The 10,525-nt window shown below is 61.1% G+C and carries 15 protein-coding genes; 9 read left to right on the forward strand and 6 right to left on the reverse strand.

Annotation, left to right across the window (positions count from 1 at the left end; translation table 11 throughout):
- The 4 genes from Q0X85_RS16155 to Q0X85_RS16170 all read left to right on the forward strand — a co-directional run.
- The coding region (locus Q0X85_RS16155) for a hypothetical protein (RefSeq protein WP_297773620.1) at positions 1-337 on the forward strand (337 nt) is incomplete at its 5' end.
- A complete protein-coding gene (locus tag Q0X85_RS16160; RefSeq protein ID WP_297773621.1) occupies positions 334-1,302 on the forward strand; it encodes a DMT family transporter in 969 nt (322 codons plus the stop codon). The genes Q0X85_RS16155 and Q0X85_RS16160, both read left to right, overlap by 4 nt.
- Positions 1,303-1,339: 37 nt before the next feature.
- Positions 1,340-2,257, forward strand: a complete 918-nt coding sequence (locus Q0X85_RS16165; protein ID WP_297773623.1) for an ornithine cyclodeaminase — start codon at positions 1,340-1,342, stop codon at positions 2,255-2,257.
- Positions 2,254-3,180 (forward strand): alpha/beta hydrolase, encoded by a 927-nt coding sequence (locus Q0X85_RS16170; protein WP_297773624.1) that lies wholly within the window; start codon positions 2,254-2,256, stop codon positions 3,178-3,180. The genes Q0X85_RS16165 and Q0X85_RS16170 overlap by 4 nt, the downstream gene beginning before the upstream one ends.
- On the opposite strand, the gene Q0X85_RS16175 is transcribed toward Q0X85_RS16170, so the two are convergent.
- Both Q0X85_RS16175 and Q0X85_RS16180 read right to left on the reverse strand, forming a co-directional pair.
- The gene (locus Q0X85_RS16175; protein ID WP_297773625.1) at positions 3,177-4,409 is read right to left on the reverse strand and encodes an MFS transporter; all 1,233 of its coding nucleotides are present in this window, start codon (positions 4,407-4,409) and stop codon (positions 3,177-3,179) included. The two genes, Q0X85_RS16170 and Q0X85_RS16175, sit on opposite strands and share 4 nt — an antisense overlap.
- A gap of 105 nt (positions 4,410-4,514) precedes the next feature.
- Positions 4,515-5,000, reverse strand: a complete 486-nt coding sequence (locus Q0X85_RS16180) for a lytic transglycosylase domain-containing protein (RefSeq protein WP_297773627.1) — start codon at positions 4,998-5,000, stop codon at positions 4,515-4,517.
- A gap of 127 nt (positions 5,001-5,127) precedes the next feature.
- Between Q0X85_RS16180 and Q0X85_RS16185 the strand changes: the two genes are divergently transcribed.
- Positions 5,128-5,982 (forward strand): SDR family oxidoreductase, encoded by an 855-nt coding sequence (locus Q0X85_RS16185; RefSeq protein ID WP_297773629.1) that lies wholly within the window; start codon positions 5,128-5,130, stop codon positions 5,980-5,982.
- Between the two features lie 68 nt (positions 5,983-6,050).
- Here the strand turns inward: Q0X85_RS16185 and Q0X85_RS16190 are convergent, their stop codons facing one another.
- Genes Q0X85_RS16190 through Q0X85_RS16200 form a run of 3 tightly spaced genes read right to left on the reverse strand, consistent with a single transcriptional unit; the run spans position 6,051 to position 7,876 of the window.
- Entirely contained in the window at positions 6,051-7,124 is a 1,074-nt protein-coding gene (locus Q0X85_RS16190) for a 5-(carboxyamino)imidazole ribonucleotide synthase (protein WP_297773630.1), read from the reverse strand.
- A complete protein-coding gene (gene purE / locus Q0X85_RS16195) occupies positions 7,117-7,605 on the reverse strand; it encodes a 5-(carboxyamino)imidazole ribonucleotide mutase (protein ID WP_297773633.1) in 489 nt (162 codons plus the stop codon). Before purE ends, Q0X85_RS16190 begins: the two co-directional genes overlap by 8 nt.
- Before the next feature lie 46 nt (positions 7,606-7,651).
- A complete protein-coding gene (locus tag Q0X85_RS16200) occupies positions 7,652-7,876 on the reverse strand; it encodes a DUF465 domain-containing protein (protein ID WP_297773634.1) in 225 nt (74 codons plus the stop codon).
- 162 nt (positions 7,877-8,038) lie between these two features.
- On the opposite strand from Q0X85_RS16200, the gene Q0X85_RS16205 reads away from it, so the two are divergent.
- The 4 genes from Q0X85_RS16205 (at position 8,039) to Q0X85_RS16220 (ending at position 10,437) form a co-directional block, all read left to right on the forward strand.
- A complete protein-coding gene (locus tag Q0X85_RS16205) occupies positions 8,039-8,452 on the forward strand; it encodes an Hsp20 family protein (RefSeq protein ID WP_297773636.1) in 414 nt (137 codons plus the stop codon).
- A gap of 6 nt (positions 8,453-8,458) precedes the next feature.
- Positions 8,459-8,686: a DUF1150 family protein gene (locus Q0X85_RS16210; protein WP_297773639.1), complete on the forward strand. Its 228-nt coding sequence runs from the start codon at positions 8,459-8,461 to the stop codon at positions 8,684-8,686.
- A 30-nt stretch (positions 8,687-8,716) separates the two neighbouring features.
- Positions 8,717-9,598 carry a PhzF family phenazine biosynthesis protein gene (locus tag Q0X85_RS16215; RefSeq protein WP_297773641.1) on the forward strand — a complete coding sequence of 294 codons (882 nt, stop codon included), beginning with the start codon at positions 8,717-8,719 and terminating at the stop codon, positions 9,596-9,598.
- Between the two features lie 146 nt (positions 9,599-9,744).
- The gene (locus tag Q0X85_RS16220; protein ID WP_297773642.1) at positions 9,745-10,437 is read left to right on the forward strand and encodes a glycosyltransferase family 10; all 693 of its coding nucleotides are present in this window, start codon (positions 9,745-9,747) and stop codon (positions 10,435-10,437) included.
- On the opposite strand, the gene Q0X85_RS16225 is transcribed toward Q0X85_RS16220, so the two are convergent.
- On the reverse strand, positions 10,419-10,525 hold a 107-nt coding region (locus Q0X85_RS16225), incomplete at its 5' end, for a transposase domain-containing protein (RefSeq protein WP_297773643.1). The two genes, Q0X85_RS16220 and Q0X85_RS16225, sit on opposite strands and share 19 nt — an antisense overlap.

Below are 10,525 nucleotides of genomic sequence, written 5' to 3' on the forward strand. Positions count from 1 at the left end.
CTTAATGCCAGCCAAGCCCGGAAAACATCAGAGCGCAGAACAGGTTGCAGCCAAATCGCCGCGCCGGGGGGCGGCACGGCGATGCGCGGCGGCCTTCGGCCTTGTTCCGCGCAGGTGCTTCAATCAACGTCCGCTCAAGGCCACTCGCGGCGACCGTTCCAACCTGTTCCTCCCCCTCGGCCTTTGGCTCTTGGCCGCCAATCCCAATTTCACCTTTCCCCAAATACTCAAACCTTCCATTTGCCCCGGAGCGGTCCATCGACGACCGCAGGGGTTTACAATGGGCGGCCCCGCGTCTCATGTATCGGTCAACGATATTAACCTTGGATCCTCATGACCACTGCCACCGTTCAGCGTTCCAACCTGATCGGCGCCGCCTATGCCTTGGCGGCGGTGATGTGCTTTTCGATCAACGATGTGGGGATCAAGTTCCTCTCGGATGCCTACGCGCTGCATCAGGTGGTGTTCATCCGCGCGCTGGTGGGTCTCACGGCGTTCACCTGTCTCATCATGCCGTTCGCCGGGGGGCCGCGCCTGTTGCGCACGCGGCGTCCCGTGGTCCATCTGATCCGGGGTCTCTGCGTCGTGTCGGCCAACATGTGTCTCTTTCTGGGGCTGGCCGCGCTGCCGATTGCCGATGCCACGGCAATCTTTTTCGTCTCGCCGCTGGTGATCACCGTCTTCTCGGTGATCTTCCTCAAAGAGATCGTGGGCTTGCGTCGCTGGGCGGCAATCGGGGTGGGGTTCGTCGGCGTTCTGGTGATCGTCAAGCCGGGCACGGCAGCCTTTCAACTGGCCTCGCTCCTGCCGATTGCCGCCGCCTTCCTTTACGCCACGCTGCACATGCTGACGCGCAAGATCGGCGGCACCGAATCTGCCCCCACCATGGCCTTCTACATCCAGCTGACCTTTCTCATCGCCAGCAGCATGATCGGGCTGGGGCTTGGCGACGGACGCTTTGCCGGGTCGGGGCACCCGTCGCTGGAATTCCTCTTTCGGGCCTGGGTCTGGCCACCGGTCGGGGATTACCCGATCCTCGCCATGCTGGGCATCTCCGGCATGTTGGGCGGGCTCTTCATTTCTCAGGCCTACCGCCTGTCCGAGGCCGCCTTTGCCGCACCCTTTGAATATGTCGCCATGCCGATGGCGATCATGTGGGGGGTGACGGTGTTCGGCACATGGCCCGATGCCACCGCCTGGATCGGAATCGCCCTGATCGTCGGCTCCGGTCTCTATCTGGTATGGCGCGAGTCGGTGAAGGATGCGAGGCTGACACCCAAGACAAACCGATACCGACGCTAAGCCGACGTGATACCGACGCGATACCCAGGAGGAAAAGATGAGCCTGACGATCATTCCATTCGCCCAAGGCGAGGCGCATCTCGACTGGCTGGGGCTCTGCGCGGCGTTGCAAGCGGGGCACGATCTGCCCCGCGCCGAGATCGCTGACACCTTCCTCTATCGCGGCAAGGATACCTTGCTCAATCGCTCCGCCTGGATCGACGGGATGGGCATCGCGGTCAAATGCGCGACGATCTTTCCCGGCAATCCCGACAAGGGCGATCCGATGATCAACGGCGCGGTCAACCTCTATGATGACGCCAACGGGACGCTGACGGCACTGGTCGATTTTCACCTTGTTACCAAGTGGAAAACCGCCGGGGACAGCCTCTATGCCGCCACCCGTCTGGCCCGCGCTGACAGCGAAAATATCCTTATAGTTGGGGCAGGTACGGTGGGTCGCTCGCTCTGGCAGGCCTATTCCGCGGCCTTCCCCAAGGCGCGCTTCACCGTCTGGAACCGCACCCGCGCCAATGCCGAAAAGATGGCGGCAGAGTGTGGCGGCATGGCCGTGGCCGACGATCTGGAGGCCGCCGTACGCGCCGCCGATATCGTCACCTCCGCCACCATGTCCACCGATCCGCTGATCAAGGGGGACTGGTTCCAGCCCGGCCAGCATATCGACCTGATCGGCGCCTACCGCCCCGACATGCGCGAGGTGGACGACGAGGCCCTGCGCCGCGCGCGGGTCTTCGTCGACAGCTACGACACCACGGTGGGCCATATCGGCGAGATCAAGATCCCACTGGAAACCGGCGCGATCACCCGCGATCATCTGGTGGCGGATTACTATGAGCGGGAGAAATTTCACCGCCGGAGTGATGACGAAATCACCCTCTTCAAGAACGGCGGTGGCGCGCATCTGGACCTGATGACCAGCCGCTATATTCTCGATGCGTGGCGGGCGGCGGGATGATCTGGCTGGGGGGGCTGGCGCTTGTTCTGGCGGTGTTGGCCGCGGCCCCCTTCCTGCGCGAGGCCGCCAAGCCCGAGATGGATGCCACCGCCCGACGCCACGCCCCGGGCGAGTTCTCTACGCTCTCGCGCGGGGTCACGCATTACCTCTGGATGGGGGCCACGCGCGGCCCTGTCGCGATCTGTGTGCACGGGCTGACCACGCCGTCTTTCGTCTGGCACGGAGTGGCGCGGGGGCTGGGGGCAATGGGATTTCGTGTACTGATCTATGACCTCTACGGGCGCGGATACAGTGATCGGCCCGACGGCCCGCAGGACAGCGCCTTTTTCGTCACCCAACTGGAGGAATTGCTTGAGGATCAGGGCGTTGATGATGACATCACGCTTCTGGGCTATTCCATGGGCGGGGCTATTGCCACGGCCTTTGCGGCCCTTTATCCCGAGCAGATCAGGCAGGTTGTTCTGGTCGCTCCGGCGGGGCTTGGCCATGATCTGGGCCCGGTGGCGCGGCTGGTTGCCAAAGGCAACGCGTTCAGCCGCTGGCTCATGCGTGCGGTCTTTCCGCGTGTGTTCCACAAAGGCACCGAGGCCGAGCGCGACCTGCCGAGCAGTGTCGAAGGCATCGTCGATCTGCAACAGGCTGAACTCAAATATCGCGGCTTCGTGCCCGCGATCGAACGCTCGATGAGCGGCATGCTGTCGGAGGATCTCGTCGAGGCGCATGGCGATGTGGCCGAGGCCGGCGTGCCGGTTCTGGCGATCTGGGGGCGCGAGGACAAGATCATCCCGCTCAGTGCCATGGGACGGCTCGCCCAGATCAACCGCAATGCCCGGCAGGAGGTGATCGAGGGCGCGGGCCATGGCCTGCCCTACACCCATACCGACGAGCTGCTGCACGTAATGCGCGACCTGATGCGCGACTAGGCCGCCTGCAACCGCTGTTCCTTCACCGGCAGATGCACGATCGCCGAGAACGCGCCGACGCCCACGCCGACCCACCACACCACGGAATAGTCGCCATGCAGGTCATAGAGCTTGCCGCCCAGCCAGACCCCCATGAAGCTGCCAAGCTGGTGCGAGAAGAACACAATCCCGTAAAGCGTGCCCATGTAGCGCAGCCCGTAGATTTGCGCGATCAGGCCAGAGGTAAGCGGCACCGTCGCCAGCCAAAGCGCCCCCATCGAGACGGAAAACAAGATCACCGTGGCGGGCGTGATCGGGGTCATGATGAACGCCGCCGCAATCAGCGTCCGACCCAGATAGATGCCGGCCAGCAGGTTCTTCTTGGAATAGCGATGGCCCAGCCACCCCGCCGTCAGCGTGCCCGCGATATTGGCGAGACCAATGAGCGAGATCGCCACCGCACCAAGCGCCGAGGTGGTGGTGATCCCGATATTATGCAGTGCCCCGCCGGGCAGGATCGGGCCGCACATCTCGGTCACAAAGGCCGGAAAATGCGCGGTGATAAAGCCCAGCTGATAGCCGCAGCTGAAAAACCCCAGGAAAATCAGCGTATAGGACGGATCGCGGAACGCCCGGCGCAGTATCGTGCCCATCGATTCCTCGATCACGCTGCGATCCACCGGCTCGGGCGCGCGCATCATCGGCAGCATCGCCAGCACCGCAAGGATCACGGCGGCAAAGACCACGAACACGCTCTGCCAAGTCATCACCGACAGCAGGAACTCCGCCACCGGCGCGCCGAAAACCTGCCCGGCAGATCCGGCGGCGGTCGCGATGGCGAGGCTCATCGAGCGGTTCTCGTCCGAGCTTGCGCGCCCCACCACCGCGAGGATCACGCCAAATCCGGTGCCCGCGATGCCAAAGCCGACGAGGATCTCATAAAGCTGATGCGCCTCGGGCGTGACCGCAAAGGACGACAGCACCAGCCCCGCCGCATAGGTCAGCGCCCCGAGGATGATCGCCTTTTGGTCACCAAGTTTCTCGGCCAGGGCGCCGAAAATCGGCTGGCCGATCCCCCAGGCCAGATTCTGGATCGCGATGGCCAGCGAGAACTCCGCACGTGGCCAGTTGAACTCTGACGCGATCGGGATCTGGAACACTCCGAACGAGGCCCGGATCGCGAAGGAGATCAGGATGATCGTGCAGCCCGCGATCAGGACGGGCGTGATGAGAGGGGCGGATTTTTGCATGAGGGCCTCGCGCGGTTCATGCGTAGGTTACGGCAATTGAAAGGCTCGTCAATTCAGCCTTTGTGATGCAGCACATCACGTTTCGAGGTCAGGCGTCATCACCGCTCAGGCCGGACGAAGTCCTGTTTCTACCAGAAGTCCTTTTCGCTTTGCCTCGTAATAATAGCCGCGCGCGTACCATCCGATTGCATCGTCGGGATCGCCCTCCGCCACGAGATACGCGCCGCGCAGGTATTTGACACCGTATTTCAGGTTGGTCTCGGCATCGAGCAGCGCCGAGGCGGGCCCGCGATGGCCCATGGTCCGGGCGGTCTGGGGCAAAATTTGCAACAGCCCGTAATAGGGCCCGTTGCGCGCCCAAGGCCGATGCGTGCTCTCGCGAATGGCCAGGCGATGCACCAATGAGCGGGGTACTTGGTACTGATCGGCGTAATTGTTGATTAGACGTCGCAGCTCTGGCGTTTCATTCGGGTAGAGCGGCGGCTCCTCCGGAGCGCTGCGGCTGGATATATCCGGGCCGCGACCGGAACACGCGGCCAGCGGTGTCAGCATGATCAGGCCAAGAGCGTGGCGACGGTTAAGGACGGTCATGACGTCTCCGAGGTTGATGCGTATCTCAAGTTTGCCCTGATGTGGCATTTTATACCATAGCCGATTAAAGGCACCGGCGAGACCTCGCCTGCTTGTCAAAACCGACGGACCGCGCCATGTAAAGTCCATGACAAAGACACTTCTTTCCTTCGGGCACGGCTTTTCCGCCCGCGCCCTTGCTGCGCGGCTCTTGCCGCAAGGCTGGCAGATCATCGGAACCACGCGAAAGCCAGAGAAAGCCCGTGCACTCGGTTTGGAGGGTATCACGCCGATGCTCTGGCCCGACGATGAGCTTGAGCCCGCGCTGGCCACAGCTACACATCTCCTGATATCCGCCGGACCGGATTCAGATGGCGATCCGGTACTCGCCCGCTATCGTGATACGATTGCAGAGGTCGCGCCGCGTCTTGACTGGGTTGGATACCTGTCGACCACCGGTGTGTATGGCGATCACGCCGGTGGTTGGGTGGATGAGAGCACGCCGCTGGACCCATCTACGAAACGTGGCCAACTGCGGGTCGCCGCCGAAGCGGAGTGGTCAAGTATTCCCGGCTTGCCGCTGCATATCTTTCGACTTGCCGGTATCTATGGCCCCGGCCGCGGACCCTTTGAAAAGGTTCGTCAGGGCACGGCGCGCCGCATCGTCAAGCCCGGACAGGTCTTCAGCCGTATTCATGTCGACGATATCGCGCAGGTGCTTGAGGCGTCCATTCTTCGCCCCAACCTGGGCGCGGTCTATAATCTCTGCGACGATGACCCTGCTCCGCCGCAAGACGTGATTGGCCATGCGGCAGAGTTGCTCGGCCTGCCTCTGCCGGAGGAGGTGGCTTTTGACGAGGCCGATATGAGCCCGATGGCGCGCTCGTTTTATGCTGAATCAAAGCGCGTCTCGAACCGGCGGATCAAGGAGGAACTTGGGGTGGAGCTCATACACCCTGACTACCGCAGCGGGCTTCGGGCCCTTCTGACGGCGGGAGGTTAGAGCCTATCTCGATCAACTTCGCCATGGCGCGCTACGCAATCAGCGCGTCATGGCCTGCACCCAAGCCGTCAGACCTTTTGCACGACGCGGTTGACATGGCCCATCTTGCGACCTGGTTTCACCTCTGACTTTCCATAGAGATGCAATGAGGCGCCCGGCTCCTGCATGATGTCCGAAAGGCGGTCCATGTCGTCGCCGATGAGGTTTTCCATCACGACATCGGCATAGCGTGAGCCGTCACCGAGGGGCCAACCGGCAATCGCGCGCACGTGCTGTTCGAATTGATCAATCGCGCAGCCCTGTTGTGTCCAATGACCCGAGTTGTGCACGCGTGGTGCAATCTCGTTGACGATCAGGCCCTCGGAGGTCACGAAAAGCTCAACCCCCATCACCCCTACGTATTTAAGGCGATTAAGGATCTTGGCGGCGAGGAGCACCGCATCCGTGCGCTGTGCCCCTGAGAGCCGCGCGGGCAGCGTAGTGGTGCGTAGGATGCCGTCCTCATGCACGTTTTCGCCGGGGTCGAAACACGCCACATCGCCGGCCTCATTGCGGGCGGCAATGACCGAAACTTCATGCGAAAAATCGACGAAACCTTCGAGTATCGCTTCTTGACCTGCCATGTCCGCCAATGCCTGATCGGCATCTTTGCGCGTCGTGATGCGGGCCTGACCCTTGCCGTCATACCCGAAACGACGGGTTTTTAGGATCGCTGGAAGGCCTATCTCTTCTATGGCCTCAACGAGATCAACCGCGTCATCGACCGCCGCGAAAGGGGCGGTCTTCAAGCCCAGATCGGACAGGAACGCCTTTTCCGTCAAGCGATCCTGACTGACCTTGAGTGCGCGTCGACCGGGACGCACAGGCTTGAGCGGCTCTAGCAGGTCAAGTGCAGATGCCGGGATGTTCTCGAATTCGTAGGTGATGACATCAACCGCGTCCGCAAAGCGGCGCAGCGCGTCCTCATCCGTGTACTCTGCCTTGAAATGATAATTCGCCACATGGCTCGCCGGGCAATCGCCGCCCGGCTCGAAGATGCAGGTCTTGAACCCGAGGCGCGCGGCGGCGACCGAGAGCATTCGGCCCAACTGGCCACCACCCAGAATGCCGATTGTCGCGCCGGGGGAAAGAGTTTCAGTCATCAGCAGGCTCATCTGGAATTGATGCGGAGAGGGCCGTGCGCCAGTCGTCAAGGCGCTGCCCAAGGTCCGGGTCAGAAGTGGCAAGAATCGCGGCAGCCATCAGCCCGGCATTGGCGGCCCCCGCCGCCCCGATTGCCATGGTCGCCACTGGAAAGCCCTTTGGCATCTGCACGATGGAATAGAGGCTGTCGACACCTGCGAGCGCGCGGGTCTGCACCGGCACGCCGATCACCGGCACGCGGGTTTTCGACGCCATCATGCCCGGCAGATGCGCCGCCCCGCCCGCGCCGGCGATGATCACCTGCAAGCCGCGCTCAACGGCGGTCTTTCCGTAGTCCCACAGCCGGTCTGGCGTGCGATGCGCCGAGACAATCCGCGTTTCGTAGCTTACGCCCAATTCATCAAGAATGGTTGCGGCTTCGCGCATGGTCGGCCAGTCCGATTGACTGCCCATGATGATGCCGATTTTCACGCCTGTCATGTCACGCCCCACGTTTTGAAGCGCGCACTATACCCATCAAGGGGGGTTACGCAATGATGTCGGGATAAAGTCTGTCTTCGATCCTCGAGATCATGTCGCGCAGCCAGAGTTTCTTTTTCTTGAGTCGCTGTAGGGTAAGCTGATCAGCAGTGCCTCGTTCCTGCAGGGCGCGAATAGCCGCATCCAGGTCACCATGTTCGCGCCGAAACTCTTCGAGCTCCACGCGCAGCACATCTTCTGATTTCATGGAAAGATCGCTGTAGGCGTTCATGGCACGCGAATCCTCTGGGGGAAATTGAGACTGAAGAATACCGAATCGTGGGCTTTTCGCAAAGCCCTTGCGCGTAGGACGCCCAAACCCCATATTTGCCGGGCAGGTCGCCAAAAAGGGGCCTTGCGCTATGGACGGTCGCTTAAACTCAAGGACGTGTCGATGACAAAGCTTACTCTGGGGTCACACCCCTATATGCTGGGGTTTGAACAGCTCGAGCGGATGCTGGAACGCAGTGCCAAATCCGGCAACGAGGGGTATCCGCCCTTCAATATCGAGCAGACCTCCCAGAATTCCTATCGTATCACGCTGGCGGTGGCGGGCTTTGCCGAGGACGATCTCGCGATCACCGTTGAAGATCGTCAGTTGGTAATCCGCGGACGTCAAGGCGAGGATGTGGAGGACCGGCTTTACCTGCATCGCGGTATCGCCGCGCGTCAGTTTCAGCGGTCTTTCGTGCTGGCCGACGGGGTCGAGGTCGGTGAGGCGATCATGGAAAATGGACTTTTGCATGTCGATCTCACACGCGCTCAACCAGAGCCGGTCGTGCAGAAAATCAGGATAAACAAGGGGTAAGCCATCATGGATGCGACGTATGATTTCGGAAACGAGAATGATCGGGCCATTGTCTATGTCCGCGCGGTGCGGGTCGAGGATCTGCCAGAGGATATGCGCGAACAGGTCGGAGATTTGACCACGCTCTATGCTGTGCACAGCGAAGAAGGTGAGCGCCTGGCGCTTGTGCGTGACCGCAAATTGGCATTTCTTCTCGCTCGGCAGAACAATCTGGAACCGGTGACAGTCCACTGAGACGGGGCCACTTACGGCGGGAGGAGTATTTTGGCGGATTATTCGTTTGATTGGGTCGATGCCTTTACAGATCGTCCCTTTGGCGGCAACGGCTGCGCTGTGGTGCATGATGCGGCCGACATTCCACCGGAAACCTGTATCGCCTACGTGCGTGAGACATCACTAGTCGAATGCACGTTCGTGGCGCCCTCGGACGTCGCGGATGCACGTGTAAGATACTTTCTCGCCAGCCGTGAAATACCGTTTGCGGGGCACCCGACGATTGCTACGGCGGTTTCGCTCTTTCAACGCGGATATGTGACAGGTCCGCGCATGGTGCTGGAGACCGGTGGTGGCTTGATCTCTGTCGAGATAGAGGATGCTCCGGCGCCTCGTGTCACCATGACACAGGTCGCCCCCCAATTTGGTCCGGTGGCTCCGCCCGAACTGGTCGCTGCGGTGGGTGGACTAGACGCCGCCGATATCGTCGGAACACCCCAGATCGTTTCTACCGGATTGCCGTTCTGTATTACCGTTCTGCGAGACCACGATGCACTCCGACGGTTGCGGCTTGACAGGGATGCCCTTCAGCGTCTCGCGGCCCATTTCGGACATGACGATACCGATGTGATGGAGCCGTTCTGGGTCACGCTTGAGGGGGTAACTCCTGAGGGGGACACATTTTCACGGTTGCTCATTACTCCGCCAAGCCCGCCCGAGGATGCCTTTACCGGCTCCGCCACTGGGGCGATGGCGGCCTATCTATGGCATCATCGGCTGCTTTCGCGTCCCGATTTCACGGCTGAACAGGGGCATTGGATGGATCGACCAGGCCAAGCGAATGTCGAGGTGATTGGACCGCCCGAAGCGATTTCGGGCGTGCGTGTCGCGGGGCAAGGCAGGGTTCTCATGTCCGGTACACTACACCTCTGAAAACGGCGAAACAGATTGCCTGTGCTGCGGATTGTTCCTATCAGGCATGCAGATCCGCGCAACATGAGGCCGGCACCGTGACATCTCCGAGGATTGCTATCCTGCCCTACGGGCTACGCTTGGGCTGGCAACCGGGACGCATTTCATTGGACCGCCTCACCTGGCCGTTTGGTCAACCTGAGGGGATCAAGGCACAAACGCTCGCCGACCTGACATCAGACGACCATCTTATCGTGTCGCCCCGAGATACGCTGCATGCCCGGCCCTCTTTTGGCACGCGTGCACATGTCTCGCTGATGTTCATGGAGCCGCGCGCCATCCACGGCCATCACATGAAGTTGCTGCGCGTGACGCATCGGCGGTTTCATCGCATTCTGTGTGGCGATGAGCAGTTGCTATCGGAAATCCCGAACGGGATATTTTTCCCGATGGGGGGCACGTGGGTGCCACATTGGCCCGACGTCGATTTGACCAAACATGCCATGTGTTCGCTCATCGCTTCGGCAAAGCGCTCGCAGCCCGGCCATCGGTTGCGCCACGAAATTGCCGATTGGGCGCGTCAGACGGGGCAGCCCATCGACATAATGGGCAAGGGCTACAAACCCTTTGACGACAAGTCCGAAGGGCTTGCGCCGTATCGGTATTCCGTGGTGATCGAAAACGTGCGTGAGCGCAATTATTTCAGTGAAAAGCTGGTGGATGCCCTGCTGTGTGGCACCATCCCAATCTACTGGGGTGCCCCTAACATCTCGGATTTCTTTGATCCGGCTGCGATGATGATCTGTACCGGTCTGGAAGATATGCGTAAGCGGTGCGCCGTTCACACGTGTTTGGGATAGTTCCAAGGAAGCAAGTCGTTGATGTCGTTTTGCTTATGCCCGCCTGCGATGGCGGTCAGGACATTGGATAAGTAGCCATGGGGTTCGA

Origin of the sequence: uncultured Roseovarius sp. (genome assembly GCF_947259555.1) — a bacterium.
Taxonomy (GTDB): domain Bacteria; phylum Pseudomonadota; class Alphaproteobacteria; order Rhodobacterales; family Rhodobacteraceae; genus Roseovarius.

Bases quoted from the DNA above. Each gene is read 5' to 3' on its own strand.
- Q0X85_RS16160 (WP_297773621.1), top strand. From the start codon at position 334: ATGACCACTGCCACCGTTCAGCGTTCCAACCTGATCGGCGCCGCCTAT.
- Q0X85_RS16200 (WP_297773634.1), bottom strand. From the start codon at position 7,876: ATGAACGCCTACAGCGATCTTTCCATGAAATCAGAAGATGTGCTGCGC.
- Q0X85_RS16205 (WP_297773636.1), top strand. From the start codon at position 8,039: ATGACAAAGCTTACTCTGGGGTCACACCCCTATATGCTGGGGTTTGAA.
- Q0X85_RS16185 (WP_297773629.1), top strand. From the start codon at position 5,128: ATGACAAAGACACTTCTTTCCTTCGGGCACGGCTTTTCCGCCCGCGCC.
- Q0X85_RS16190 (WP_297773630.1), bottom strand. From the start codon at position 7,124: ATGACTGAAACTCTTTCCCCCGGCGCGACAATCGGCATTCTGGGTGGT.
- Q0X85_RS16170 (WP_297773624.1), top strand. From the start codon at position 2,254: ATGATCTGGCTGGGGGGGCTGGCGCTTGTTCTGGCGGTGTTGGCCGCG.
- Q0X85_RS16175 (WP_297773625.1), bottom strand. From the start codon at position 4,409: ATGCAAAAATCCGCCCCTCTCATCACGCCCGTCCTGATCGCGGGCTGC.
- Q0X85_RS16165 (WP_297773623.1), top strand. From the start codon at position 1,340: ATGAGCCTGACGATCATTCCATTCGCCCAAGGCGAGGCGCATCTCGAC.
- Q0X85_RS16210 (WP_297773639.1), top strand. From the start codon at position 8,459: ATGGATGCGACGTATGATTTCGGAAACGAGAATGATCGGGCCATTGTC.
- Q0X85_RS16180 (WP_297773627.1), bottom strand. From the start codon at position 5,000: ATGACCGTCCTTAACCGTCGCCACGCTCTTGGCCTGATCATGCTGACA.
- purE (WP_297773633.1), bottom strand. From the start codon at position 7,605: ATGACAGGCGTGAAAATCGGCATCATCATGGGCAGTCAATCGGACTGG.